Below are 26641 nucleotides of genomic sequence, written 5' to 3'. Positions count from 1 at the left end.
CGGCGGACCCGCCGGTGAAGGCCACGCTGTTCTTGCTACTGAAGTTCGCTGCGGCCGGGGTCGTTGGCGGCGTCCTTCTGGTCATCTTCGGGCATGTGGACGTCGGTGACGTTGATGTTGACCTCGAGGACCTCGAGCCCGGTGGCGTCCTCGACGGATGAGATGACATTGCGACGGATCATCTGGCTGACCTCGACGATTGAGGCATCGTGCTCGACGACGACCGTCAGATCGATCGCGGCTTGTCGCTCGCCCTTTTCGACGCTGACGCCGCCGCTGACATTGGTCTGTGAGCCGGGGATGCGCTCGGAGAGACTGCTGAACGCCCGGCGTCCTGCACTACCCATCGCGTACACGCCGGGAACTTCGCGGGTCGCAATCCCCGCGATCTTCTGGACCACGGTCTCGGCGATGGTCGTGTTGCCCTGCTCGGTCTGCAGCGGGCCGACCTTCTGGGCCTCCCTGGCCTGCTGCTCTGCGATACGCTGCTGCTCCTCCCCGGTGGCTGGTACTACGACGGCCCGGCGTGCGGCGGTGTTCTGGTCATCTGCCATGTGAAAGTCAATCTCCTAGTCAAGAGTTTGTGGGGTACACAAGGTAAAGACGCGCGCGAACCGGAATTGTCACGCGAGGGCGGAGACTTTCTCGAAAGAGATCCCTTCGTGAGAGATTGGGCTTACTGTCGGCATCAGGGGCAGGGTTTGCCGAGTCTCATCCGGGCAGTACGGCCGGGCTTGATGGCTTCATTGGTGGCCTGGGGGCGACACGCGAGAGGGTTTAGATGGGCGGCCGGACCACGATCTCCGATTCGGGGGAGCAGGGGGCAGTCAATGCTGCCGTGGAGGTAACGCCCGAACCTGCGCCTGAGGAGATGTCGCCCGGGGCCTCCCTGGATGAGGTCACAATCATTGTCCGGGCGCAGGACGGGGATCTGCACGCCTTCGAGATGCTGATCACCACCTATCAGGGAAGCATTTTCCGGTTGGCCTATCGGATGCTCAACGACCGCACGGACTCCGAGGACATCGTGCAGGACACCTTCATCGCCGCCTGGCGGAGCTTACCGAACCTCTCCAGGCCCCAGACGTTCAGGGCCTGGTTGTACCGGACGGCGACGAACAAATGCCTTGATACGCTCCGCCAGCGCCAGCGCCGACCCACCACGGTGGTAGCGTCCACCGACCTGGATGAGCAGCAGCACGATCGCGATGCAGCCCGGGCGGTGGCATCCCCGGCGCGGGCCTCGGACCCCGCCACTGCCGCAGAGACCGAGGCGCAGATGAGAGCATTGGCGGAACTGCTCGAAACGGTCCCACCCGAGTCCAAGGCTTGTTGGTTGCTGCGTGAAGTGCACGATTTTTCCTACGGCGAGATTGCCCACATGATGCAGTTGCCGCTCAGTACCGTTCGTGGACGCATTGCCCGTGCGAAACGACTTCTGGCAGAAGGGATGGAACCATGGCGCTGAACGATGACGCCCCACGCCTGGGATGCGGACGGAACCTCGATGACTTGTGGGGAACAATCGATGAACCGCCGACCACCCACGAACTGGGCTGTTCCGACTGTCAACACGCCCGCAGCGCACTGTTCAACCTGGCCGCCGTCACCGAGGCGATGAAGGAACGCGATCTGACCGACCCCGGTCTTCAGCCCGCGGGTCGAATCAAGGAAGCCATCATGATGGTCGCCCGCGCGGAAATCCGTCGGAGCCGTCGAACAGTGCTCCGCGAAACACCGCACGGTAGTATCGATATCAGCGAGCAGGCACTGAACAGCCTGATCCGCTTCGCGGCCTCAACTGTTCCAGGTGTCCACGCGCGTCGCTGCACGATCACCACCACTGAGGGCAAGCCCTCGGGAACCGACACGGTCGACCTCTCCGACGTGCGGATGTCACTCCACGTGGCGTTGTCCTCCAGCGTCAGCATTCCTCCGACGATGGCCGTGCTACGGGAACGTATCGGAACCATCGTGCACGCCCAGACCGCCATCAGCATGCAACAGATCGACGTCGTCGTGGAGGATCTTTATGATCTCTGACCAGCCACTTGAGCCCCGCTTGATCGACCTGGATGCCGTCGCCGACAGCCTCAGTGAATCGCTCTTGCAGCTCCCCGGGATCGTTCGTCTGGAACCCACGGTGAAAAGTATGATGAACCGGCTTCGAGCCCTGTCCCTGAACAGTCTGCACAGAAACACCGGCGCCGTGCGGCAGGAGCCCCGCATGGCGGCCCGCGACGGACTGCTTCTCTCAGCGTCCGGTGAGATCCTCAACGTGCAGATCGACATCGCAACGGACGTCGTCCACCCCGCCGTCGAGGTGGCTCAGATCGTGCAGGGCCGCACAACCGACATCATCAGTAAAGCCGGGCTTCAGGTGGGCAGCATCAACGTCACGATCCTCGCCATCGAAGGTTCTCCGAGCCCGGCAAGTCCGCGTTCAACACTCACCTAGGCCACTACGACATTCCTCCCGGGACAGCCCGGCGAAACGCTGGAACAGCTGAATCCGATCAGCGTTTCCGCACGATTCCCACTCGGCTGGCGACCACGGGAAAGCACGTGGAAACCATCAGTCACTGACCAGGGGTCCAATTAGGACACAAAGCCGTTTCCTAATCGCAGGGAAGGTAGCTAACCTTACTTCAGATCCGATATCCGGCTGGGGAGGTGCTCCATGGCAGTGCAGACTCTGGGAGCGAGCCCCCTGCACAGCCGATCCGCGCAGGCCGCGGCCCGGCCGATCCGCCTCAAGCGCATGCTCCAGCTTCTGCTCTCCGCCCTGTTGCTCCTGGCGATCTGCGCGGCGTCGCTCACCATCGGCGCCCGCGCCATCAGTGTTCCCACCCTGCTTGACGCGCTCACCTCCTATGACCCTGCCAACGGGGACCACGCGGTGGTGCTTTCCCGGATCCCCCGGACGGTGACCGGTCTCCTGGTCGGCGCCGCCCTTGCCGTTGCAGGGGCGGCCCTCCAGGGAGTGGCGCGCAATCCGCTGGGTGACCCCGGCATTCTCGGCATCAATGCCGGGGCCTCCCTCGCCGTCGTCGGCGCCATCTACCTTTTCGGGGTCAGTACCGCCGCCGGCTACATCTGGTTCGCCTTTGCCGGCGCCGCGTGCGCCGCCGTCGTCGTCCACGCCGTCGCCAGCCTCGGCCGCGAGGGGGCGACGCCCGTCAAGCTCGCCCTGGCAGGCGCCGCCCTCGCCGCGGGACTCGGAAGCCTCACCAGTTCTGTCCTGGTCTCCAGCCAGGAAACCCTGGACAGGTTCCGGTTCTGGCAGGTGGGAACCCTCTCGGGGCGTGGCTGGGACGTAATCCTCACCGCCCTTCCGTTCATCCTGGCGGGCCTTGTCCTGACAATCGCCACCGGCAAGGCGCTCAACAGCCTGTCGTTGGGCGACGACGTCGCGCGCGGGCTCGGCCAGAGCGTCGGCCGCACCCGGGGTGTCGCTGCGGTCGGCATCGTGGTCCTGTGCGGCGCCGCCACCGCAGCGGCGGGTCCCATCGCATTCGTCGGGCTGGTGATTCCGCACCTGGTGCGTCTGGGAAGCGGGCCCGATTATCGCTGGATTCTTCCCTTCTCAGCACTGCTCGGCCCGGTCCTGCTGCTTTCGGCGGACATCCTCGGCCGCGTGGTCCTGCCTCCCGGCGAGGTGCAGGTGGGAATCATGACTGCGCTCGTCGGGGCTCCGGTGTTCATCTGGCTGGTCCGACGCCGCAGGATGGCCCAGCTGTGAGCAGTGCCTTGGACCGGAAGATCCCGGTGAAGCAGCGGGGACCGCACCCGGGAGACGCCGGCAGCCCGTCCATGATCCGCCCGACAGCGGTGCGGGCCGCCCGCCGCCGCATGACGCGGGGGAGATGGGCCCTTGCTGCAGGCCTTGTCGCAGCGCTGTTCGCCGTCCACGTGCTGCTGGGAACGTACACCGTCACGGTGCCCGATTTCTTCCGCATTCTGGGAGGCGCGGAGATTCCCGGGGCCACGTTCATCGTCCTGGAGAACAAGCTGCCGCGTGCCGTTATCGGGCTGCTGGTCGGTGGAGCCTTCGGCATGGCAGGGTCGATCTTCCAGACGATGCTCCGCAACCCGCTGGCCAGCCCGGACATCATCGGGATCAGTTACGGGGCCAGCGCAGCTGCGGTCACCGCGATCGTGGTTTTCGGTGCAGCAGGCGCCGGCGTCTCGGTCGCTGCCCTGGTCGGCGCGCTGACAGTGGCGGCAGTCATCTACGTCATCTCGCGGCAGGGAGGCGTTGCCGGCTATCGGCTCATCCTCGTGGGCATCGGGTTCGCAGCCATGCTCCACGCGCTCGTGAACTTCCTCATTACCCGCACCGACATCCGGACTGCCGCCGATGCCCTGGTCTGGCTGAACGGTTCCCTCAACTCCAGCAACTGGGACCGCGTCACGGTTCTCGGCTGGGGGCTCCTGCTGCTGGTCCCGGCCGCCGCTGTGTTCTCCCGCAGCCTCGGCGGGCTCGAACTGGGCGACGAAGCGGCCGCCGGCCTTGGCATCCGTGTGGAAGCCTCCCGGCTGGCGCTGCTGGTCACCGGAGTGTCCCTCGCCGCGCTGGCCACAGCCGCGGCCGGCCCTATAGCGGCAGTCGCCTTTCTCTCCGGCCCCATTGCACGCCGGCTGCTGAAGGGGGCGCCATCGCTTGCCATGGCAGCGCTGGTCGGGGCGGTCCTCGTGCTGGCTGCGGACTTCGTGGCAGCGAACCTGATTCCCGGCGTATCACTTCCGGTCGGCGTCGTCACCGGCGCCCTGGGGGCGCCCTTCCTGCTGTGGCTCCTCGTCACGGCGAACCGAGCCGGCCAGGGAGGCTGACATGTCCAGAGTGAACCCTGCCGAGGTACCGACCACGCTCGAGGCGCAGTCGGTAACCCTCGCCTACAACGAACGCATTGTGGTCGACGGCCTGTCGGTCACCCTGCCTGCAGGGAGGATCACCGTCATCGTCGGGGCCAACGCGTCAGGGAAGTCGACACTGCTCCGGGGGCTCGCACGGCTCCTGAAACCCACATCGGGAACCGTGCTGCTGAACGGCGAGGACATCCACTCCCTCCCCACGCGCTCCGTCGCCCGGACGCTGGGACTCCTGCCGCAGACACCGGTTGCCCCCGACGGCATCAGCGTCACCGATCTGGTGGGACGCGGGCGGTATCCCCACCAGGGATGGTTCCGCCAGTGGAAACCGGGTGATGACGCCGCCGTGGCCGCCGCCCTGGAGGCCACGGACACCCTGGAACTCGCGGAGCGGAACGTCGACGAGCTCTCAGGCGGCCAGCGTCAGCGTGTCTGGATCGCCATGGCCCTGGCCCAGCAGACAGACATCCTCCTCCTCGACGAGCCCACCACCTTCCTCGACGTCACCCATCAGATTGAGGTCCTCGACCTCGTGACGGACCTGAACCGCCGGGCCGGAACCACGGTGGTCATCGTGCTGCATGACCTCAATCTCGCCGCGCGGTACGCGGACCACCTCATCGCCATGAAGGACGGCGCCATTGTGGCGCAGGGCACACCCGCCGACGTCGTCACCCGCGAAACGGTGGGCGGCGTCTTCAACCTCGACTGCAGGGTCATCCCGGACCCCGTGAGCGGAACCCCGATGGTGGTCCCACTCGGACGCCACCACGGCGTCCCGCCCGGGAGTGAACCAGGCGCCCCGCCCGGGAGTGAACCAGGCGCCCCGCCCGGGAGTGAACCCGGAGCACCGGCCGACCAGCGGCAGCTCCCCGGCACACGGCACGGCTTCCGCGCCAACCCCCAGGACACCATTCCTGCTCACGCAAAGACAGCATCATGACTCGAGTTTCCGAGAAGGCAGTCCAGCGGACGGCGGCAGTGCCCGCAGTCGCGGCGTTCGACGTCGCGGTGGCCCGCGTCGAGCGCGTGGGCGCGAACTTCCAGCGCATCACCTTCTCAGGAGCCTGCCTGAACGGTTTCGGCGTGGCCGGGCCTCTCCTGGATCTGCGGATCAAGGTCATCATTCCCGCCGACGGGCGGCCGTGTCCGGACATCGGAGCCCTGATGCAGGGCGGCGGGGAAAGCGCGGGCTGGTACCAGCAGTGGCTCGGTCTCGAGCCGGACGAGCGCGGATCGATGCGCACCTATACGGTGCGCGACTTCCGGGCACACGAAGCGGAGCCCGAGATCGACGTCGACTTCGTTCTGCATTTCGACGACGACGGCACAGGAGGCCCCGCGTCGCAGTGGGCGGCCAAAGCCGCGCCGGGGGACAGGGTCTGCCTGATCGGGCCGAACGTGGCTGCCGCCCAGTGCACGACGGCCGGCTCCTGCGGTGGCATCGAGTGGAGCCCGGGGCTGGCGCAGCATGTTCTGCTCGTCGGTGATGAGACGGCTGTTCCCGCGATCTGCGCCATCCTCGAATCCCTGCCGGCACACGTCGGCGGGGATGCTTTCCTCGAGGTGTCCGATCCCGCAGACATCCAGGAGGTCAGCACTGCCTCCTCGGTGCGGATCACCTGGCTTGCGCGAGGCGCCCGCGAACATGGGGAACTTCTCGACCAGGCGGTCCGGACGGCGGTGCGTGTTCCGGGCTGGGTGTCCCTGGCGAAGTATTTCGTGCCGGGCACAGCGGGCGCCCGGACCCGGAATGGAACGCCGGGCACGCCGGGCGCCCGGACCCGGAACGGCCAAGCGGGGGTCGGAGCACCTGGGAGTCCTGGGGGTACTTCCGCACTGGCCGGGCCTGAACCCGAAGAAGTCGATATCGACAGGACCATCCTGTGGGAAACGCCGCAGCGCCTGGAAGCCTCAGTCCTGGAGGCCACGCCCAATCCCGGCAGGCTCCCCGGGAGTCAGCCGTTCTATGCGTGGATCGCGGGCGAGGCGGCGCTGGTGCGGGGCTTGCGCCGCTACCTGGTCCGTGACGTCGGCATCGACCGCAAGCAGGTTGCCTTCATGGGCTACTGGCGGAAAGGCCGGTCCGAGCTCGCGTAGCGTGGCACCCGGCTGCGTGCCTGGACCGGCTTCCAAGGTTCAGGCACGCGCACGCTCCGCTAGGGGAGCGGGTTGCTGAGGATCGCCGGGTCCTTCTTGCCGTGGGGCATGCGCAGCCGCAGCGAGTTGGGCTTGACCTCGAAGACCATGTGGGTGGCCTTGCCCAGCGGGTCGCCGTCGAGCTGGACCTCGAGAGGCTCGTGGAGCTGGACTTCGGCGCGGCTGCACTGGAAATATTCGAGTGACGGGTCCTTGCCCTTGCCGCGGACGAAGAGCTTGCCCGCAACAGCGAGCCATCCGAGCTTGCCCCGCGGTGCGACCGTCATGAGGTCCATCAGACCGTCATCGAGTTTGGCGCCGGGAAAAATCTCGAGTCCGCCCATGATCTTTCCGCAGTTGCCGCCCATCACGCTGCGCAGCCGCCGGTCGAAGGGCTTGCCGCCGTCGATCGTGATCGTCGTCCTCGCCGGCTTGCCGGGAAGGTTGCGGAGTCCGGCGTCGACGTAGGCAAGCCAGCCCACCCTGTCCTTGAGGTCGTCCCTGGTGTCGGACATGATCGCGGCGTCGAAGCCAAGACCGGCCATCACCAGGAACACCTGGGCGTCCTGCGCGCGGTCCACCGTCACGTGGACGACGTCGATCCTGCGCTCCGTGCCTCCGAGCGCCGTCTCCACTGCGCCCTCAGGATCGTCGACGGGGATGTCCAGGTTCCGCGCCAGCAGGTTTCCCGTTCCGAGGGGCACCAGGGCCATCGGCGTGTCGGTGCCGGCGAGTTCCTCCGCCACGCACCGGACGGTTCCATCGCCGCCGGCGGCGATCACGACGTCCACCCCCGCCGCGAGTGCCTCGCGGGCCTGACCGTGGCCCGGGTCGTCGGCCGTGGTCTCGATCACGAGGGGCTCGTCCCACCCCTGGTCGGCGGACATCCTCGTCACGATCTCACGCACGTCCTGGCCGGTGTTCTTGATGGGATTGAGAATGAGCGCCGCGCGCGCTGTGGTGCCGCCGTCGTTGGTGTTCATGGGGTCCTTCGGGTCTGGTCCGGCCTGTCGGTGTCAGCTCCGAGCTTATCCCCGCCCGGGGCTGCGCACGGGATAGTTCCCCGCCGCGGCATTTTCCAGCAGGGCAGGTAATCTTGGGCGGATGGAATTCTTCTCGCGGTACGTGGCACTTGGCGATTCCTTCACCGAGGGAGTGGGTGATGAGGACCCGGGCAGCCCGAACGGCGTCCGGGGCTGGGCCGACCGCGTGGGGCAGCAGCTCATCCTCGCGGACCCGACGTGGGGCTACGCGAATCTTGCCATCCGCGGGAAGAAGATGCAGCAGGTCCTCGACGAGCAGATCGACGCCGCGCTGGAACTGAAGCCGACGCTCGTCACGCTCTACGCGGGCGGGAACGACATCCTCCGGCCCCGCGTGAGCATCGACAGCCTGATGGCATCCTACGACGACGGTGTGGCCCGGCTGACCGCGGCAGGCGCGGCAGTGGTGCTGTTCACCGGCTTTGACTCCTCGGGCTCCGCAGTGTTCGGCAGGACGCGGGGGCGGACAGCCGTCTATAACGAATTCGTGCGCGAGATAGCGGATGACCACGGTGCGGACATCGTCGATTACTGGCGGATGCGCGAGTTCCAGGACTGGGGCTACTGGGACACCGACCGCATGCACATGTCCGCGGCCGGCCACACCCTGATGGCGAAGCGGGTCCTGGAGACGATCAAGGCTTCCCATTCCATCGATACCCCTGAGCTCGAAGCCCGGCCTGCGCTGACCCGGGCGGCGCAGCTGAGGTCGGACGCACAGTGGGCGCGCGACTTCCTTTCCCCCTGGGTCGGCAGGCGGCTACGCGGCATCTCCTCGGGCGACGGTCTCCAGGCCAAATACCCGTCGCTCGTGCACCCCGACTGGGTCCGCACAGGGGTCTGACGCAAAGATCTTGCCTGCCAGAGCCTGCCCTGTGCCAAGATGAGCAAATGACGACGGCTCCACAATGGCTCAGCCGGGAAGAACGACGGGCCTGGCTGGCGCTGTACGCGGTTTCCTCCCTCCTGCCCGGAGCGCTGGACGCACACCTGTTCAGGGAAGCGCGCATCACGCTCTTCGACTACCACGTCCTCGCCATGCTGTCGGAATCAGCGGACAGGACGCTCCCGATGAGCGAGCTCGCCGGGCGCTCCAATGCCTCCCTCTCGCGGCTCAGCCATGTGGTGAAGAAGCTCGAGCAGCGGGAGTGGGTGATCCGGCGGCCGTCCGGACTCGACGGCCGCGTCACCACCGCAGAGCTCACTCCCGAGGGCCTCGCCACGCTCACCGCCCTGGCGGTGTCCCACGTAGCGCAGGTCCGCGGGACAGTCTTCGATGCCCTCGACGCCACCGACGTCGCCGACCTCGAACGCGTGGGACGGAAGATCCTTGCACGGCTTGATACCGACCACTGGATCCTCAAAGAGGCGTTGGAGAGGGACGGATGAAACCACCCAGAGTGCTCGCGCTGGTGATGGCCGGGGGTTCCGGAAACCGCATGGGGGCGCTGACCGAGCACCGCGCCAAGCCGGCACTTCCCTTCGGCGGCGCCTACCGGCTCATCGATGTGCCGCTGTCGAACCTGCACCACAGCGGCATCTTCGACGTCTGGATACTGGAGCAGTACCAGCCGAAGACCATCAACGACCACCTGTCCAACGGGCGCCCCTGGGATCTGGACCGTACCCATGGCGGACTGCGGGTGCTCCCGCCCTTCAGCGGCACGTCGGGGGAGGGGTTCGCCGAGGGCAACGCCGATGGCCTGATGCGGCAGTCGGGGTTGATCGACCAGTTCAAGCCGGACCTGCTGCTCGTGCTCAGCGCCGACCACCTGTACCACCTCGACTACCGCGACCTGATGCTGACGCATCAGGAAGCAGGCGCGGCGCTGACCATGGCCACGGCCCTCATGGACGGTGATGCCTCGAACCACGGGGTGATCGAGGCGGACAGGCAGGGCAGGATCACCGGATTCGAGTACAAGCCCGAAAAGCCCAGGACACAGCTCGCCGCCGCTGAAGTGTTCCTGTACGACTGGCCGCAACTGCGGGACACCCTGGAACTCCTGGAGTCCAGGCACGGCTCCCTGAAGGACTACGGGGACTATCTGGTCCCGCACCTGGTGCGGGAAGCGGTGGTGGTGGAGCACCGGATCGAGGGGTACTGGCGCGACCTCGGCACACCGGAGACTTATCATCAGGCGCATATGGACCTGCTGGACGGAAAAGCCATCGACCTCGGCCATGCCGAGTGGCCGATGCTCACCGACGCGCCCCACCTCCTCCCGGCATTCATCGGGGAAGGAGCCGAGATCGTCAATTCGCTGGTCGCCCCGGGCGCCAGGGTCCACGGCCGGGTCATCCACAGCGTGATTGGCCCCGGGACCGTCGTCGAACAGGGAGCAGTAGTGGAGGATTCGGTGATCCTCGAGCGCGTGACGGTGGGGCCGGGTATGCAGGTCCGGTACGCCATCGTGGATGCCGGCGCCGAGCTGGAGGGGGAGCAGTCGATCCGGGGATCCGGCCGTCCAGCAGTCGTGGGTTCGGACGGGCAGCTCGACCAGTAGCCGGTTTGGCGCATCGGCGACGCGCCCGTAGTATGGTATGGCGTTTGGTTGGTCTATCCAACCGCCCGTGACCACCTGGAATTTAAGGCTGCGCCGGCCCACTAGGACCGTGCCAAGCCTCATCTTCACCGTCTTCCCCGCGGCGAGGCACTTCGGCAGGCTCTCACCCTGCCAGGTCAACCTCCGGAAAGCTGCAGTAATAACGGTGTCATTACTGGTGGCGGGACGCCCTACAAGTGACCCCGTCACGTTCATCTAATCTGGAGGAGAGTTATGGCAGCCCACTGCCAAGTGACCGGAGCCGAGCCCGGCTTTGGACACAGCATTTCGCACTCGCACCGCCGCAACAAGCGGCGGTTCGACCCCAACATTCAGAAGAAGCGCTACTGGGTTCCGTCCCTGCGCCGCAATGTGACGCTGCAGGTATCTGCACGCGGCATCAAGACCATCGACGTGCGCGGCATCGACGCAGTTGTGGCAGCGATCCTCGCGAAGGGAGTGAAGCTCTAATGGCCAAGGACAAGGACGTACGTCCCATCATCAAGCTGAAATCCACTGCGGGGACGGGCTACACCTACGTAACCCGGAAGAACCGTCGTAACGATCCTGACCGCATGGTCCTGATGAAGTACGACCCCAAGATCCGTAAGCACGTCGAATTTCGAGAGGAGCGCTAACCATGGCCAAGAAGTCAAAGATTGCTCGCAACGAGCAGCGCAAGGTCATCGTTGAGCGCTACGCGGCCAAGCGCCTCGAGCTCAAGAAGACCCTGGTGGACGCCAACGCAACCGACGACGCCCGTGAAGCAGCACGCCTCGGCCTGCAGAAGCTTCCCCGGAATGCATCGCCGGTCCGTCTGCGCAACCGTGACCAGATCGACGGCAGGCCCCGCGGAACCCTGCAGAAGTTCGGCATCTCGCGTGTCCGCTTCCGTGACATGGCACACCGTGGAGAACTGCCCGGTGTGACGAAGTCCAGCTGGTAAGTCCCGCACGCAGCAACACGACGTCAGGAGGAGTCGGCAGCCCAGGCTGCCGGCTCCTCCTGCGTCGGCTCCTCGCGTAGGCGAGAAGTGACGGCGCCGCTGGAAGGCGTCCACGGACCCGTGATTCAGCATCCACAAGCCGGTCCCCGGGTCGAATTCTCCGCAGGATGGCGGGAAAAAGCGCTAAAATCCGGGCTTCCCCCGGTCAAGCTGGTAGGTTTTCGAACAGAGGCTTTTCGAATATCCCGAAAGCTCAACGGAACACAGATGTCCAGGAGGACCTAAATTGGCTAAAAACCGTAGTGAACTTGTTGCCGAGGTAGCTGCCAAGGCTGACACCAGCCAGGCTGCCGTGAACAGCGTGCTGGACGCCCTGTTCGATGTCTTCGCCGAGTCCGTTGCCAAGGACGAGAAGATCACCATCCCCGGCTGGCTCGCAGTGGAGCGCACCAGCCGTGCAGCCCGCACGGGCCGCAACCCCCAGACCGGTGAGACCATCCAGATCGCCGCCGGCCACAGCGTGAAGCTGACCGCTGGTTCGAAGCTGAAGGCGTCCGCCAAGTAGGTTCCGCCAGGGAGGAAGGACCACTGCGCTTCCGCGCGGTGGTCCTTCCTCTTTTAAGCCCGGACTCCCCAAGTTGGCCCTTGTTCTACTGCGGGTAGAGAATAGTGGATGTGTCTACAACAGTCAGGGAACCGCAGCACAAGCCGAATCCGGCGCGTCCGGACAGCAGGGTCCGGGTGGCGCTGCTCGGCGGGGCCGTCGTCGTCGTGCTCGGGGCACTTGCCCTCGGCCTGCTGTTCTCGGGTGCTGCGGCCGCACGCCAGCTGGGTGATCCCGGCGCCCTGACACGCTGGGGTCTGCCCGTCGCCAAGGTCTTCAACAACCTCGGGGCTGCGGGAACCATCGGTGCACTGGTCTTCGCGGCGGGAATTCTGCCGCGCCGGCAGGACGACGGCAACGCCCGACGGCGACCCGCGGATCCAGCCGAGCACCCGGCGTTCACCCGGACACTGCTGTTGGCGTCGGTCGCCGCCGTGATGTGGACCTTCGGCGCGCTCGGGGGAATGGTGTTCACCTACTCGGATGCCGCCGGCCTTCCGCTGAGCGCCGACCCCGCATACACCGAAGGCCTCGCCGCCTACCTCACCGACTTCGACACCGGCCGGGCCTGGCTCATCACCGCGATGATCGCCGCGGTCGTGGCCACGCTGACCTTCGGGGTCCGGTCCCTGACGGGGCTGGCACTGACAGCGCTCCTCGCCTTCGGCGGGCTGCTGCCGACGGCCCTCGTAGGCCATTCGGCCAGCGGCGACGACCACAATGCCGCGGTGAATTCGATCGCGCTTCACCTCGTGGGTGTCTGCCTCTGGATGGGCGGCATCATCGTCCTCGCCGCCGCCGGGGGGAAGCTTGGCAGCCAGGTACTTCCCGTTTTGAAGCGGTTCTCCGCCCTGGCCGGGTTCGCGTTCGTGCTGGTGTTCGTCTCGGGAATCGTCAATGCGAGCCTGCGGATCAGCGACCTGTCGCAATTGAGCTCCTCCTGGGGACTGCTCGTCACGTTCAAGGCGGTAGCCACGATCCTCCTCGGCGGTATCGGCTGGATGCACCGGCAATGGATCATCCCCCAGCTCGGCGACCCGCACCATCCCTCCGCGGCGAAGCTCTCCGCCCAGCGGGTCCTATGGCAGCTGATTGCCGTGGAGCTCCTGATCATGGGCGCCGTGTCCGGCGTCGCCGTGGCACTCGGCCGGACCGCTCCGCCCCGGGACGAGGAACTGGCACCCGATGCCACTCCGGCCCGCATCCTCACCAATTACGACCTTCCTCCTGAACTGACCCCCGCACGCTGGTTCACGGAGTGGCGGCCGGACTGGTTGTGGATCGCCTTCGCCCTGACCGTGGGCGTGGCCTACATCCTCGGCATGGCCAAGCTGCGTCGCCGGGGCGACTCCTGGTCCGGGCTGAAGCTCGCCTGCTGGCTGATCGGCCTCGCCCTGCTCACCTACTTCACCTCGGGCGCCCCCGCGATCTACGGGATGGTCCTGTTCAGCGCCCACATGGTGGACCACATGGCCCTGACCATGGTGGTTCCCCTGTTCCTGGTCCTGGGGGCGCCGGTCACACTGGCCCTGAAGGCGCTGTCCGCACGCCGCGACGGAACGCGCGGCCTCCGCGAGTGGATCCTCGTCGTCGTGCACTCCCGCCCGTCGAAGCTGGTGACCCACCCGCTGTTCGCCGCCGCGAATTTCGCCGGCTCGATCGTCATCTTCTACTACTCGCCGCTGTTCGGTTTCGCGCTGCGCGAGCACGTGGGCCACGAACTGATGATCGCCCATTTCCTCATCACCGGCTACATCTTCGTCCTCTCGATGGTCGGCACCGATCCGGTGCCGCTGCGCGCGCCCTTCCCGCTGCGCATCCTGCTGCTGTTCGCCACCATGGCCTTCCACGCGTTCTTCGGCGTGACCCTCATGGGATCGCCGTCCCTGCTGCAGGCGTCCTGGTTCGGCAGCATGGGCCGGGACTGGGGGTTGTCCGCTCTCGAGGACCAGCAGCTGGGCGGTGCGATCACCTGGGGAATCGGTGAGGTGCCCACACTCCTGCTGGCCATCGGCGTCGCCATTCTGTGGTCACGGACCGACGCCCGGGAGAGCAAGCGCACCGACCGCGCCGCGGACAGGAATAACGACGCCGATCTCACGGCTTACAACACTATGTTCGCCGATCTGGCGTCCCGGGACGCGCAGCGGCGGGCCCCGGCGCCCCGGGCCCCCAATCCAGGAGACCACGAATGACTGACACGTCGTTGCGCACGGGTTACCGCGTGCGCGCTTCCGAGCTCACGGGCCGCAACTGGCTCAACACGGGCGGGAAGCAACTGCAGCTCGATGACCTCCGCGGGAAAATCGTTGTCCTCGATTTCTGGACGTTCTGCTGCATCAACTGCCTCCATGTCCTCGACGAACTGCGGCCGCTGGAGGAGAAGTTCTCCGATGTCCTCGTGACGGTCGGCGTCCATTCGCCCAAATTCGAGCACGAGGCGGACCCCGTGGCCCTGGCATCGGCGGTGGAGCGGTATGACATCCACCACCCGGTGCTCGATGATCCTGAGCTGGGCACCTGGCAGGCGTACACCGCGCGCGCCTGGCCCACGCTCGTCGTCGTCGATCCCGAGGGCTACATCGTGGCCCACCTGTCCGGTGAGGGGCACGCAGCGGGCCTCGATTCCCTCGTGACCGAACTGGTCGAGGAGCACTCGGCCAGGGGGACGCTGCACCGCGGGAACGGGCCCTATGTCCCCGCTCCAAGCACCGCCGGGACCCTCAAGTTCCCGGGCAAGCTCCTCGCACTGCCGGCCACCGGCACCTTCCTCGCAGGAGACACGGGGCACCACCGGCTCGTGGAGCTGGAGGCCGACCTCACGACGGTACGCCGCGTGATCGGCTCCGGCCGGAAGGGTTTCGCCGACGGCGGCGCGGCGGACGCGGAGTTCAACGAGCCCCAGGGCCTCGCACTGCTGCCGGCCGACATCGCCGGGCAGGTGGGGTACGACGTCGTCGTGGCGGACACCGTCAACCACCGGCTGCGCGGCGTGTCGCTGGGAACCGGTGCTGTGCGCACCCTTGCCGGTAACGGCGTCCAGCGGCTGCTCGACGCCGGGAACCACACCAAGGCCGGACTGCAGGAGAACGTGCAGGAGATCGGCGCCGTGAGCGAGGCACCACGGCTTGCCGACAGCCACCTCGGCACCGCTGCCCTCGACGTGTCGCTGTCCTCGCCGTGGGACGTGCTCTACTCCACCGTCCTGAAGCGCGTGGTCATCGCAATGGCCGGCACCCACCAGATCTTCACGTACGATCCCCTGTCGCACAGCGTGGACGTGCTCGCCGGAACGGGCCTGGAGGGCCTGCTGGACGGCGACGCCGGGACCGCGTGGTTCGCGCAGTCGTCGGGGCTGGCCGAGGATGCGGAAGGGTCGATCTGGATTGCCGATTCAGAGACGTCGGCGCTGCGCGTCCTTACCTTCGTCGAGCTGGACGGGCAGCAGCAGGTGCAGGTACAGACCGCGGTGGGCACCGGACTGTTCGATTTCGGGTTCCGCGACGGCGACGCCGACCAGGCGCGCCTCCAGCATCCGCTGGGCGTGACGGTGCTGCCGGACGGCTCGGTGGCGGTGGCCGACACCTACAACGGGGCCGTGCGCCGCTACGACCCCTCGACCCGCCGGGTTTCCACCCTGGTGCGGGGGCTCGCCGAGCCGTCGGACGTGCTCGTCGACTCCGGCCCCCTGGCCGACGGGAGTGAACCGCTGCTGATCGTTGTCGAGACGAACAAGCACCAGCTCATCCGTGTGCCGATTCCACGGGAAGCACTGGCCGTGGATGAAGGGGCATCGCAGACCCAGCGGCCGCCCACCGCCGTCACCAGCGGACCCCTTGCGCTGACCGTCCGTTTCGCGGCGCCCACAGGCCAGAAGCTCGACGACCGGTGGGGCGACCCCACGCAGCTCAAGATCTCAGCGTCCCCGGAGTCGCTGCTCGTGTCCGGCGGAGGGACATCCGTCGGTCTTGTGCGGGAGCTGCAGCTCTCGGGCGAGGAGGGTGGGGGAGTTCTGCACATCACGGCACGGGCCGCTGCCTGCGACGGCGAGCCTGGCGGTGAGATACCCGATCACGCGGCGTGCCACCTCTACCAGCAGGACTGGGGTATCCCCGTCACGGTCGCAGCTGACGGGAACGCAGAGCTGGTGCTCGATCTCCGCGGGCTGGACTAGGCGCGGCAGCGCGGCAGAAGACATGGGACGCGCCGGGTGTAACCGGCGCTCCGGCGGTCTTCAGGGCGGCACCGCCTTCTCGGGTGTCTGTCAGAACTCGATCATCGGCCGGACGATGACGGAAGAGTCCGTCACCGTCAGGTTGGCGGTGAACTCGAAGTCCTGGGGTGCCGAGACGTCCTCGATAGACCCCGAGAACAGGTCCTGGAGTTGCGTGTCGAGCCGGGCGGTGCCGTTCAGCGGGGCCGGGGCCCACCCGCCGTCCGTCGGTTCGATGCGGACCTCGGGATAGCGCTGGATGGACCACCGGATATCACCCGCTCGCCGCTGGCTGGTCTGGAAGTTGAACGGGCACCCGGCGGGCTGGAAGACGGCCTGGGCGGCGCAGCTGTCGAGGAACGTCCGGATCTCGCCGTCCACGGCATCAACGAGCGCCGGGGTGGGGGCGGGCTCCAGCGGGATCGTGGTGTTGGCGGGGGTGGTGCTGGTGACCGGCAGTGTGCGCGGAGGGGCCGCGAAATACTCGCTGGTGTATTGGGCAACGAGTTCCACCGGGTAGAACGTGGGAAGGATGTTCCGGCCCTCCGGCGTCGCGATCCGCAGGCCGTTGACCGTCGACTCGGACATGGTGCCGACCGAGACGCCCACCGTTGGCAGCGTTGAGGGAACGAACTCCCAGGTGTCGAAGAACAGCCACTCGGACTCCGTTTTCCGCAGGGGGAACGAGGTGGTGTAGTCGGTGTCGCCGATGGTGTAGCGGACGGGTACGTTCACGAGGTCCTCACCTGCGGGTTCGGGGTCCTGCACCTCGACGTCCTGCACTGCTGAGGCTGCCCGCTGGAGGGGACCGCCGTCGAGTACCGCGGCGTTGCCTTCAGGAACGGAGGCGTTGAGCTGGCCGAGCGCGCGCTCGCCGTTCCCGCTCCTCAGCGCGTCGAGATATTCCCCGACCTCATGGCCCGGGCCGTACACCATGCTGTTCAGGACGGCAACGGTGACGAAGAACCCCGCGGTCACCAGTGACAGAGCAAGCAGCCATGCGGCCAGTACTTTCATTCCGGGAGCGCCCTGCATGCTCCTACGCTACCCGCAGGGCGACGGGAGCACGCTTCGCGACCATCCACTGCGCAGCAATTACCGGGTCTCCCGCGAAAAGCAGTAATTGCTGCGCAATGGATGCCGGGCTTTCCAGGAAACCGGCGACCGACCCGATGCAGGCGCCCGGTCACGTTGCGGTGTGTTTCCCACCGCCTGCCGCAGTGGACCCACCAGGCGACGCATCGGTCGATCCGGCGCCGCCGGTTGTTCCACCGGTGGACCCCGCGCCGCCGGTCGCTCCACCGGTCGATCCGGCGCCGCCGGTTGTTTCTTGGGCGCCCCTGGTGTCCTGTGGCCGCTCGTTGCCGTTCATCGAGCCGTCCGCGTGGTGCACGGAGGTGCCCTGGGCACTCGCGATCTCCTCGGCGCGCTCCTCGTTCGCCTCTTCGGTGAGGGCAGCCCCGGCCGCAGCATCGCGCGTCAGGTTCTCCCCGGTCTCGGGGTCGAACAGGTGGAGCTTGCGGGTGTCGAGCCAGATTTCCGCTTCCCGTCCGCCCCGGATACGGCTCGCGGCGTCGAGGGTGACCACGATCTGGGGCCGCAGTTCGTCGGCGTCCATGTCGCGGGCCAGGTTGTCCAGCAGCTCACGCACTTCGGGGGCGGGGTCGAAAGTGATGTACCCGTACTGCTCGTTGCCCAGCCATTCGGTATGCGTCAGCGTCGCGGTGAAGGTTGAGCCGTGCCCCCGCTTCGATTCCTCGACGAGCTTGGCGTCCTCGAAGAATTCGGGCCGGACTCCTACCAGCACCACCTTCTTGCCGGCGGCCTTTGCCGCCTTCTCCGGTGGAACCGCGAGGTCCCCCAGCACGGTCTTCAGGATATTGCCTTCGACCGTCGCAGGCAGGAAGTTCATGGAGGGTGAGCCGATGAACCCGGCGACGAACAGGTTGCCGGGCTGCTCGTAGAGCTCGCGGGGCGAGGCGATTTGCTGGAGTTCACCCTTCTTCAGGACGGCGACGCGGTCGCCGAGGGTCATCGCCTCGGTCTGGTCATGGGTCACATAGACCGAGGTGACGCCCAGCCGCCGCTGCATCTGGGAGATCTCGGACCGCATCTGTCCGCGCAGTTTGGCGTCGAGGTTGGAGAGCGGCTCATCGAAGAGGAAGGCGTCGGCCTGGCGGACGATGGCGCGTCCCATGGCGACACGCTGGCGCTGCCCGCCCGAGAGATTGGCCGGCTTGCGCTGCAGGTGGTCGGTCAGTTCAAGCGTGGCAGCCGCCTCGGTGACCAGCTTGGTGACCTGTTCCTCCGAATGCTTGCCCTTGGCCAGGCGCAACGGGAAGGCGATGTTCTCGTACACGGTGAGGTGCGGGTACAGCGCGTAGTTCTGGAACACCATCGCGAGGTTGCGCTCTCGGGGGGCCTTGTCGTTGACCCGTTTTCCGTCGATGAGGAGATCGCCGTCGGTGATGTCCTCCAGCCCCACGATCATGCGCAGGAGGGTGGATTTGCCGCAGCCCGACGGGCCCACCAGGATGATGAACTCGCCGTCCGCGATGTCGATGCTGATGTCGTTGACGGCGGGAAAGCCGTCTCCGTACTTCTTGACCAGGTTATTGAGGGTAATTGAAGCCATGGTGCGAATCCTTTTCTTGAACCGGAGGGCGTCAGCCCTTGACGGCGCCCGAGGTCAGGCCTGAAACAATCTGGCGTTGGAAGAGTAGAACCAGCAGGACGATCGGAATGGTGACGATGATCGCCGCGGCCGAGATCGCGCCGGTCGGCGCCTCGAACTGCGAGGCTCCGGTGAAGAACGCGAGCGCCGCAGGAACGGGCCTGGCGGCCTCCGTGGAGGTGAGCGATATCCCGTAGACGAAGTCGTTCCACGCGATGAAGAACGCGATGATCGCCGTCGTGAAGACGCCCGGTGCGGCGAGGGGAACGATCGCCTTGCGGAAGGCCTGCCAGGTGGTGGCGCCGTCCACCTGTGCGGCCTGCTCCAACTCCCAGGGGATCTGGCGGAAGAACGCTGCCAGGGTCCAGATTGAGATGGGTAGTGTCAGTGACAGGTAGGGAATGATCAGGCCGAGCCAGGTGTCGTACAGGCCGATGGTGCGCCACAGGTTGAACAGCGGTGTCACGATCGAGATGACGGGGAAGATCGAGACCGCCAACGCCGTGGTGAGGATGAGTTTCTTCCCCGGGAAGTCGAGCCGCGCGATCGCATAGGCACAGAGTGTCGCGAGCACGACGGCGATGAAGGTGGCGATGAGCGAGATGCCGATCGAGTTCCGGAGGGACGAGAGGAAGAGTTCCTGCGCGTCACCGACGAGGATCTGCTCGTAGTTCGAGGTTGTCGCCGTGCCGCCGGTGGGAAGGAACTTCCCGCTGGTGAGATCACTCGGGGCCTTGAACGAGGTTGCGAGGATCGAGGCCACCGGAAAGAGTGCGTACAGCAGGACCAGAGCGCCCACCACCACCCAGAGGACTTTGTTCTTCGTCTTCTTCTCAGTCATCACTTACCCCCTTGCGAGCCGGCAAGATCCACTTTGAAGAGCTTGATGGCGATGAAACAGATGATCAGGACACAGAGGAACAGGAGGACCGATACCGCTGATCCGAGGCCGATCTCCAGGCGGCTGATGGACTGCCGGTAGGCCAGGAGCGAGAGCACCTCAGTGCCGTAGGCTCCGTTGGTCATGATGAACACGTTGTCGAAGATCCGGAAGGCGTCCAGCGCCCGGAACAGCACCGCCACCATGATGGCGGCCTTCATGTTGGGGATGATGACCTTGCGCATCTGCTCCCACCACGTCGCGCCGTCCACCTTCGCCGCCTCGCTCAGTTCGTCCGGAACCTGCGCCAGGCCCGCGAGCAGGAGCAGGGAGATGAACGGTGTGGTCTTCCAGATTTCCGAGGCCATGATCACGAACAGGGCGGTGCCTGTCTGGGCGAACCAGTTCAGGTCCTCGTCGATTCCGGGGAGCCACGAGAACCAGTTGTTGACGTAGCCGGAGTTGATGTCGAAGGCGTAGAACCATGCGAACGCCGATACCACGGTGATGATGCCGTAGGGCACCAGGATGGCAGTACGCAGGATTCCGCGGAAGGACTTGATGGCCTTGTGCATGACCAGGGCGAGGGCGAAGCCGAGGACCAGTTCGACGGCGACGGTGATCACCGTGATCAGTACCGTGGTCCACAGGTCACTCCACCAGACGGGATCGGTGAGGATGACCGCGTAGTTCCCGAGGCCGATGAACTCGCGCTCGTCCGGGGCGGTGAGCCGGAATTGGAACAGCGACTCGTAGGTGGCCTGCAGGATGGGGTATGCCGTCACGAGGAGCATGACCACAAAGGCGGGGCCTGCAAGGATCCACCCCAGTTTGCGTTCGGCCCGCACCCGGTCGCTGTAGTGCTTCGTCGACTTCTTCTTCGGTGTGTCCCTCGTCTGGACGCCCGGCTCCCTGTCCGGGTTTCGTGTCGGGTTCGCCGGTTTGGCGGGAATCGCTGATGTCATAGCAGTTGCTCCCCTCGAAGGACCGCGGTGATGAATTCTGAGGAGGTTTCGGGAGTCGTTTCAGGGTCGACACTTGCGGGCGGGGCCCACGTCTGCTGGAGCCCGGTGGAGACCTCGTTGTAGAAAGGCGTCTGCGGACGTGGAGCAGACTGCTCGAGTGATTCCCGAATCGTCTCTGCCATGGGGAACGTCTCCTCGATCCGGGGATCCTCGTAGGCTTCGGTGTTCGAGGGAGGGTTGCCGTTGGTGATGAAATACTCCGCCTGGTTCTCGACCGAGACGATGCACTCGATCGCCTCGTAGGCCAGTGCCGGATTGTCACTTTCCGCGCCGACTCCGAGGTCGATCCCGCCGAGTGGTGGAGCGGATTCCTCTCCCTCGGTCACCTGCGGGAAGATCGCCCATCCGATGTCGTCGATCAGCGCTGCGTCGAGGGTTCCGGCATCCACTGCTGCATTGGTGGCGGGCCAGACGAAGGGGTAATTGACCATGAAGGATCCGGAGTCTCCCTGGAAGCCGATCATGGAATTGTTCTCGTCCTGCGTTGCGAGGCCTGGGCCGCCGAGGCCCTCCTCGCCGATGGTGGAGATGATCCTCGCGGCCTCGGTGCCGGCCTCCGACACGAGCCCCAGCTCGATCTCGTCAGCAGTCGCCTCAGGGTCCGTCACGATGGATCCGCCCGCCGATTCGATGAGGGCGTTGATCCACACCGTCATGGACTCTGCCTGCGCGCCCTGCACGCCGAGGGTCTTTTCCTGGGACGCGGCGGCTTCGATGATCTGGTCCCAGGTGACCGGCTGCGTCATGTCCAGCCCCGCGGCCTCGGCAACCGATTCGCGGTACCAGAGGATCTGCGTGTTGGCCCAGAACGGCACCGTCACCAGCTCATCCTTCCAGGTGGCCCCCGCGAGTGCGCCTTCCACAACGTTCTCGGTGGTGCGCTCCGCAACATCGTCGGGCACGGGTGCAAGGAAGCCCGGTTCTGCCAGCTCCGGAATGAAGGGCGGGTCGAGGCTCATGATGTCGAGCGACGAATCTCCTGCTGCGAGCCTGCGGGCGAGCTGCTCACGCTGGGAGGCCGCATCGCTTGGCAGCAGGGACGTTTCGATACTGTACGCACCGCCCGATTCCTGGGTGCACCGCTCCGCGATGGCGGCCTGCCCGCCGTCGTCGGGGTTGATGTACCAGGTCAGGGTGTTATCACTTTCGGCCGGGCCGCAGCCGCTGACCAGCAGTATCCCCACCAGGACGGATCCGATCCCTGCCGCGCGGGGGCGGCGTCGGGTCTTTCGTTCTGTTCGACTAATCGGCATTCCTACCGAGCCTCCACATCTTTGTAGCCAGCTCGACCGACACTCCAGATGAAACGCCAGCCCAAGCAACCTTCGTTTTTTGACCCTATGCCTAAGCGACAAAATTCGCTAGGCAGTACCCTGACCAATCAGGTGGAGGGCGTCGAAGCGGCGCATGTGTAGGATCGTGTACTTTTCGGCCGACGTGCGGTGCGGCACGCGAAGGGGGCCGGGAGGTATGGAGCGGGCGACGGGAATCGAACCCGCGTATCGAGCTTGGGAAGCTAGCGCTCTACCATTGAGCTACGCCCGCACGGCAGTTGAAACCGCTCCATAACCCTACAACAGGTTCAGGGTGCTGTCGGCCCGTCCTGCCCCGTGCCGGCCGGCGCAGCACTCCCGGCACCTTCGGCCTTTGCGCGGTCCAGCAATTCCCTCCATGGTTCCCCGAGGCGGCTCTCGGGCAGAACCGCCTCGTGGTACCCGATGACGATCCGGTAGACGAAGCGGTCGCGCTGGGTGTCCGGCGTCCCGGCATTCGCGGGCTGATTGCCGGAGCCCTCCCCCCGGTGGGCGGCTTCCTCCACCAGGGGCACCCAGCGTTCCTCTGCCTCTGTGCTGCTCACTTCGACACTCCAGGTCCGGGTGAGCCCCGCGAAACCGCCGGAGCGCGAGATCTCGATTTTCACCCTTCCACTCCCACTGTCCTCCACGCGGCGTCGACGGCGCCGGCCTCCTCCGAGTCCTCGCCGAAGCGGGTTCCGGCGGCCGCCCGGGTGGCCTGCGCAAATTGCGCGAACGTGCAGTCGGCAGGTACCGCCCCGCCGGTCGCCGTGTCGAACCAGATACGGCCGGCACGCTCCCACGCCGGACCGCCGAGTTCGGCGGCCACCAGGTAGAACGCGTGGTTGGGGATTCCCGAGTTGATGTGGACGCCGCCGTTGTCGGATGAGGTCTCCACGTAATCGGCCATCGAGGCCGGTTGGGGATCCTTGCCGAGGACATCGTCGTCGTAGGCTGTTCCCGGTGCCCGCAGTGAGCGCAGCGCGCTGCCCTGCACGCCCGCGGCAAAGATGCCTTCACCCACCAGCCACGATGCCTCGGCCGCATCCTGGCCCAGCTCGCGCTGTTCCACCAGCACTCCGAAGACGTCGGACAGGGATTCATTGAGGGCGCCCGACTGGCCCTGGTACCGAAGGTTCGTGGAGTACTGCGTGAAGCCGTGGGTCAGTTCATGGCTGATGACGGTGAGCGATGCCGTGAAGCGGCCGAAGATTTCACCGTCGCCATCGCCGAACACCATGCGCTCACCGTCCCAGAACGCGTTGTCGTATCGCTCGCCAAATTGAACCGTGGCGTCGAGGGGCATCCCCGCTCCGTCGATCGAGGACCGCCCGTACACGTCACTGAACAGCGAGTAGGTGGCCCCGAGGCCGTCGTAGGCCTCGTTCGCCGAGGTATCACCGGTGGGCGGCTCGCCCTCGCCGCGGACCAGGGCTCCCGGCAGCTCCTCCTTCCCCCCGGCGTCGGACACCCTCCGCTCCAGCTGCGACAGCACAACGGCTCCCTGCCGGACAGGGGCGGCGAGCGCGAGGGACCGCCCGGCGATCAACGGGGGCAACTGCACCAGTGCGTGGCGTGCCGAATCGGCGGCGGCAGCGTGGCGTGGATCGCGGCTTTCGGCGATGGTCACCAACAGATGGGGCGGAATGATGCTGCAGACGTGCATGGAACCTCCTGGGTTGCACCCAACCTAGCCCTCGCCCCGGACACTTCCAATGAGTCGGGGAACTATCGGGGGCCGTAGGCTGGCAGTCATGAGCGTCGGAAGGAACACCCGCACCCTGGAGCCGGGGATCGAGAAGGACCTGTCGGGGAAGATGAGCTACGGTTCGTACCTGTCGCTCGAGGCGCTCCTGTCCGCGCAGAACCCGGTCAGCAGCCCGGAGCACCATGACGAGATGCTGTTCATCATCCAGCACCAGACCTCCGAGCTGTGGCTCAAACTGGTCCTCCACGAACTCCGTGCCGTGCGGACCCACCTGCAGCAGGACAATCTCCGCTCAGCCATGAAGGGGATCGCCCGGATCAAGCACATCCAGCGGTCGCTCACGGAGCAGTGGTCGGTCCTTGCGACACTGACGCCGACGGAGTACGCCGAATTCCGCGGTGATCTCGGTGCTGCGAGCGGATTCCAGTCCTACCAGTACCGCGCCGTCGAGTTCCTGCTCGGGAACAAGAACGAGGCCATGCTGCAGGTCTTTGCGGCCGACCCGGCCGCTCAGGCACTGCTCGGAGGGCTGCTGGCGGAGTCGAGTATCTATGACGAATTCATCGCGTTCCTGGCCCGGCGTGGGTACAACGTGCCGGCGGCCCTGCTGGATCGGGATGTGACCCGGGCCCACGAGTTCAGTCCGGAACTGGTGCAGGTCTACCGGCACGTGTACGAGAACGCGGCGGAGCACTGGGATGTCTACGAGGCCTGCGAGGAACTGGTGGATCTCGAGGACAACTTCCAGCTGTGGCGCTTCCGGCACCTCAAGACCGTGGCCCGCACCATCGGCTTCAGGACGGGCACGGGAGGTTCCTCCGGTGTCGGCTTCCTGCAGCGCGCGCTCGAGCTCACCTTCTTCCCCGAGCTGTTCGCCGTCCGCACCGAGATCGGCGCGTGACTGGTAACGTTGGACGGTGCTGATTTCCGACCGCGACATTCGAGCTGAGATTTCCGCCCGGCGTATAGTGCTGGACCCGCACGACGACGCGATGGTGCAGCCCTCGAGCGTGGACGTGCGAATCGACCGCTATTTCCGGCTTTTCGACAACCACAAGTACGCGCATATCGACCCCGCGGAGGATCAGCCCGACCTCACCCGGCTGGTCGAGGTCGCTTCCGACGAGCCGTTCATCCTGCACCCCGGCGAGTTCGTGCTCGGCTCGACCTACGAACGGGTGACCCTGCCGGATGACGTCGCGGCCCGGCTTGAAGGAAAATCCTCGCTCGGGCGCCTCGGGCTGCTGACCCACTCGACGGCGGGCTTCATCGACCCGGGATTCTCAGGACATGTCACCCTGGAGCTCTCCAACATGGCCACCCTGCCCATCAAGCTGTGGCCCGGCTCCAAGATCGGTCAGCTGTGCTTCTTCCGGCTCACCTCTCCCGCCGAGTACCCCTACGGCTCAGGCTCCTACGGCAACCGCTACCAGGGCCAGCGCGGACCGACGGCGTCGCGCAGCCACCTGAACTTCCATCGCACGTTGATCGCACCCCCCGCTGATTAAGCACGTATGGCTGCTATTGCGGCGGCGGAGCCGCCTTAGGTGCTTAATCACGGGCGGGTGCAGCCGGGCATCAGGTTTCCCGGACGGCGGCGGCAGCGACCTTCCCGGGTGGCCTGACCGGGAGCAGCACCAGCAGGCCCATTAGCAGGACGGCGAGGATCCCGAGGATGCCGTAGCGCTGTGAGCCGAAGATACCGATCGACAGGGCGAAGAGCGCAGGCGCCAGGAAGCTCACGGCGCGGCCGGTGGTCGCATAGAGACCGAACAGCTCCCCTTCCTCGCCGGGGGGTGCCAGGCGGGCGAGGAAGGCACGCGACGACGACTGCGCGGGACCGACGAAGAGCGTGAGCATCAGGCCGAAAGTCCAGAAGGTGGTATCCCCCGACCACGCGTAGCCGAAGACTGAATACGTTTCAGCTCCGAGGACCAGCACAGCGGTTCCCGCGAACAACAGCCCGATGAGCGCGGCGACGATCACGGGCTTCGGTCCGACCCGGTCATCGAAGAAGCCGCCGATCACCGAACCCACCGCGGCGATGATGTTCCCCGCGATGGCGAAGATGATCACCTCGCTGAAGGTGAAGCCGAAGGTGCCGGCAGCGATGATGCCGCCGAAGGTGAAGACCGCGGCGAGCCCGTCCCGGAAGATGGCGCTCGCGAGGAGGAAGAAGATCGTGTGGGGGTGTGTCCGGTAGAGCGCCTTTACGCGCCGGACCAGCAGCCCGTACGAGGCGAGGAAGGTGAGCTGCGCGGTCTTCGCCTGCCGGGGGATCTCGGGCACCGTGAACAGGACGGGCAGTGCGAAGGCCAGGAACCAGACCGCGGAGAAGATCGCGACGAGCCGGATGTTGAGTCCGTCCTCGGTCTGCGCCCCCGGCCAGTCGACCACCGGCTGGATGAAGGCGACGAGGACGATCACCAGGGCCACGATTCCTCCCACGTAGCCCATGGCCCAGCCGAAACCGCTGACCTTGCCGACCGTGCCCGGGGTGGAGATCTGCAGGAGCATGGCGTTGTAGTTCACGCCTGCGAACTCGAAGAAGATATTCGCCGCGGCGATCAGCGCGACGCCGAGGATGAGCAGCTCGGGGCGCGGGAGGACGAAAAAGCACAGGGCCGTCAGGGCCGCCACGATGAGGGTGTTGATGCCCAGCCAGAGTTTGCGGCGGCCGCAGCTGTCCGAGCGCT

At 66.2% G+C, this 26641-nt stretch carries 28 protein-coding genes and 1 tRNA gene; 18 read left to right on the top strand and 11 right to left on the bottom strand.

Annotated elements, in window-relative coordinates:
• Window positions 1–35 precede the first annotated feature (35 nt).
• A complete protein-coding gene (locus tag Y704_RS0107480) occupies window positions 36–554 on the bottom strand; it encodes an Asp23/Gls24 family envelope stress response protein (RefSeq protein WP_026549660.1) in 519 nt (172 codons plus the stop codon).
• Window positions 555–781: 227 nt separating this feature from the next.
• Between Y704_RS0107480 and Y704_RS0107475 the strand changes: the two genes are divergently transcribed.
• From Y704_RS0107475 to Y704_RS0107445, 7 genes are all read left to right on the top strand, one after another.
• Entirely contained in the window at window positions 782–1468 is a 687-nt protein-coding gene (locus Y704_RS0107475) for an RNA polymerase sigma factor (RefSeq protein WP_051476798.1), read from the top strand.
• Entirely contained in the window at window positions 1459–2043 is a 585-nt protein-coding gene (locus Y704_RS19690; protein ID WP_051476797.1) for an Asp23/Gls24 family envelope stress response protein, read from the top strand. Before Y704_RS0107475 ends, Y704_RS19690 begins: the two co-directional genes overlap by 10 nt.
• Window positions 2033–2458 (top strand): hypothetical protein, encoded by a 426-nt coding sequence (locus Y704_RS0107465; RefSeq protein ID WP_026549658.1) that lies wholly within the window; start codon window positions 2033–2035, stop codon window positions 2456–2458. Before Y704_RS19690 ends, Y704_RS0107465 begins: the two co-directional genes overlap by 11 nt.
• Window positions 2459–2761: 303 nt before the next feature.
• Complete coding sequence (locus Y704_RS0107460; protein ID WP_253904256.1) at window positions 2762–3742, top strand: FecCD family ABC transporter permease; 981 nt, start codon at window positions 2762–2764, stop codon at window positions 3740–3742.
• 110 nt (window positions 3743–3852) lie between these two features.
• On the top strand, window positions 3853–4833 hold the full coding sequence (locus tag Y704_RS19685) for a FecCD family ABC transporter permease (protein WP_035771953.1): 981 nt from the start codon (window positions 3853–3855) through the stop codon (window positions 4831–4833).
• 1 nt (window position 4834) lies between these two features.
• Entirely contained in the window at window positions 4835–5815 is a 981-nt protein-coding gene (locus tag Y704_RS19680; protein ID WP_081747469.1) for an ABC transporter ATP-binding protein, read from the top strand.
• On the top strand, window positions 5812–6972 hold the full coding sequence (locus Y704_RS0107445; RefSeq protein WP_026549656.1) for a siderophore-interacting protein: 1161 nt from the start codon (window positions 5812–5814) through the stop codon (window positions 6970–6972). Before Y704_RS19680 ends, Y704_RS0107445 begins: the two co-directional genes overlap by 4 nt.
• Window positions 6973–7031: 59 nt before the next feature.
• On the opposite strand, the gene Y704_RS0107440 is transcribed toward Y704_RS0107445, so the two are convergent.
• Complete coding sequence (locus Y704_RS0107440) at window positions 7032–7994, bottom strand: diacylglycerol/lipid kinase family protein (protein ID WP_026549655.1); 963 nt, start codon at window positions 7992–7994, stop codon at window positions 7032–7034.
• A gap of 121 nt (window positions 7995–8115) precedes the next feature.
• Here Y704_RS0107440 and Y704_RS0107435 point away from each other — a divergent pair, with 121 nt between their 5' ends.
• The 9 genes from Y704_RS0107435 (at window position 8116) to Y704_RS0107395 (ending at window position 16324) form a co-directional block, all read left to right on the top strand.
• Window positions 8116–8898 carry an SGNH/GDSL hydrolase family protein gene (locus Y704_RS0107435; protein WP_026549654.1) on the top strand — a complete coding sequence of 261 codons (783 nt, stop codon included), beginning with the start codon at window positions 8116–8118 and terminating at the stop codon, window positions 8896–8898.
• 47 nt (window positions 8899–8945) lie between these two features.
• A complete protein-coding gene (locus Y704_RS0107430; RefSeq protein ID WP_035771941.1) occupies window positions 8946–9443 on the top strand; it encodes a MarR family winged helix-turn-helix transcriptional regulator in 498 nt (165 codons plus the stop codon).
• Window positions 9440–10561, top strand: coding sequence for a glucose-1-phosphate adenylyltransferase family protein (locus tag Y704_RS19675; protein ID WP_051476796.1), 1122 nt, complete (start codon window positions 9440–9442; stop codon window positions 10559–10561). The genes Y704_RS0107430 and Y704_RS19675 overlap by 4 nt, the downstream gene beginning before the upstream one ends.
• 273 nt (window positions 10562–10834) lie before the next feature.
• Window positions 10835–11071: a 50S ribosomal protein L28 gene (rpmB, locus tag Y704_RS0107420; RefSeq protein ID WP_026549652.1), complete on the top strand. Its 237-nt coding sequence runs from the start codon at window positions 10835–10837 to the stop codon at window positions 11069–11071.
• On the top strand, window positions 11071–11238 hold the full coding sequence (rpmG, locus tag Y704_RS0107415) for a 50S ribosomal protein L33 (RefSeq protein ID WP_019481734.1): 168 nt from the start codon (window positions 11071–11073) through the stop codon (window positions 11236–11238). The genes rpmB and rpmG overlap by 1 nt, the downstream gene beginning before the upstream one ends.
• A 2-nt stretch (window positions 11239–11240) precedes the next feature.
• Entirely contained in the window at window positions 11241–11546 is a 306-nt protein-coding gene (gene rpsN / locus Y704_RS0107410; protein WP_026549651.1) for a 30S ribosomal protein S14, read from the top strand.
• 286 nt (window positions 11547–11832) lie between these two features.
• Window positions 11833–12111 carry an HU family DNA-binding protein gene (locus tag Y704_RS0107405; RefSeq protein WP_026532177.1) on the top strand — a complete coding sequence of 93 codons (279 nt, stop codon included), beginning with the start codon at window positions 11833–11835 and terminating at the stop codon, window positions 12109–12111.
• A gap of 182 nt (window positions 12112–12293) precedes the next feature.
• Window positions 12294–14345, top strand: a complete 2052-nt coding sequence (locus Y704_RS19670) for a bifunctional copper resistance protein CopD/cytochrome c oxidase assembly protein (protein WP_155850262.1) — start codon at window positions 12294–12296, stop codon at window positions 14343–14345.
• Entirely contained in the window at window positions 14342–16324 is a 1983-nt protein-coding gene (locus Y704_RS0107395; protein ID WP_026549650.1) for an NHL domain-containing thioredoxin family protein, read from the top strand. Before Y704_RS19670 ends, Y704_RS0107395 begins: the two co-directional genes overlap by 4 nt.
• A 90-nt stretch (window positions 16325–16414) precedes the next feature.
• Here Y704_RS0107395 and Y704_RS0107390 read toward each other — a convergent pair whose 3' ends face one another.
• From Y704_RS0107390 to Y704_RS0107355, 8 genes are all read right to left on the bottom strand, one after another.
• The gene (locus tag Y704_RS0107390; protein WP_026549649.1) at window positions 16415–17398 is read right to left on the bottom strand and encodes a hypothetical protein; all 984 of its coding nucleotides are present in this window, start codon (window positions 17396–17398) and stop codon (window positions 16415–16417) included.
• A 151-nt stretch (window positions 17399–17549) separates the two neighbouring features.
• Window positions 17550–18998, bottom strand: coding sequence for an ABC transporter ATP-binding protein (gene ugpC / locus Y704_RS19665; RefSeq protein ID WP_081747468.1), 1449 nt, complete (start codon window positions 18996–18998; stop codon window positions 17550–17552).
• Window positions 18999–19029: 31 nt separating this feature from the next.
• Window positions 19030–19878: a carbohydrate ABC transporter permease gene (locus Y704_RS0107380; RefSeq protein ID WP_026549648.1), complete on the bottom strand. Its 849-nt coding sequence runs from the start codon at window positions 19876–19878 to the stop codon at window positions 19030–19032.
• The gene (locus Y704_RS19660) at window positions 19878–20882 is read right to left on the bottom strand and encodes a carbohydrate ABC transporter permease (RefSeq protein WP_081747467.1); all 1005 of its coding nucleotides are present in this window, start codon (window positions 20880–20882) and stop codon (window positions 19878–19880) included. The genes Y704_RS0107380 and Y704_RS19660 overlap by 1 nt, the downstream gene beginning before the upstream one ends.
• Window positions 20879–22195 carry a sugar ABC transporter substrate-binding protein gene (locus Y704_RS0107370; protein WP_035771938.1) on the bottom strand — a complete coding sequence of 439 codons (1317 nt, stop codon included), beginning with the start codon at window positions 22193–22195 and terminating at the stop codon, window positions 20879–20881. Before Y704_RS0107370 ends, Y704_RS19660 begins: the two co-directional genes overlap by 4 nt.
• Window positions 22196–22413: 218 nt before the next feature.
• Window positions 22414–22487: transfer RNA gene (locus Y704_RS0107365), tRNA-Gly, on the bottom strand.
• A 37-nt stretch (window positions 22488–22524) separates the two neighbouring features.
• Window positions 22525–22863 (bottom strand): protealysin inhibitor emfourin, encoded by a 339-nt coding sequence (locus Y704_RS0107360; RefSeq protein WP_026549646.1) that lies wholly within the window; start codon window positions 22861–22863, stop codon window positions 22525–22527.
• Window positions 22860–23903, bottom strand: coding sequence for a M4 family metallopeptidase (locus tag Y704_RS0107355; protein WP_026549645.1), 1044 nt, complete (start codon window positions 23901–23903; stop codon window positions 22860–22862). Before Y704_RS0107355 ends, Y704_RS0107360 begins: the two co-directional genes overlap by 4 nt.
• 88 nt (window positions 23904–23991) lie before the next feature.
• Here Y704_RS0107355 and Y704_RS0107350 point away from each other — a divergent pair, with 88 nt between their 5' ends.
• Both Y704_RS0107350 and dcd read left to right on the top strand, forming a co-directional pair.
• Entirely contained in the window at window positions 23992–24846 is an 855-nt protein-coding gene (locus Y704_RS0107350) for a tryptophan 2,3-dioxygenase (protein WP_026549644.1), read from the top strand.
• Window positions 24847–24862: 16 nt separating this feature from the next.
• Entirely contained in the window at window positions 24863–25453 is a 591-nt protein-coding gene (gene dcd / locus Y704_RS0107345; protein ID WP_026549643.1) for a dCTP deaminase, read from the top strand.
• Window positions 25454–25523: 70 nt separating this feature from the next.
• Here dcd and Y704_RS19655 read toward each other — a convergent pair.
• Window positions 25524–26641, bottom strand: a 1118-nt coding sequence (locus tag Y704_RS19655) for an MFS transporter (RefSeq protein WP_035771937.1), incomplete at its 5' end; no start/stop codon positions are given.

The organism is Arthrobacter sp. Br18 (assembly GCF_000520555.1).
Lineage (GTDB): Bacteria > Actinomycetota > Actinomycetes > Actinomycetales > Micrococcaceae > Arthrobacter_D.
This window is presented reverse-complemented; position numbering and strand designations above follow the sequence as displayed.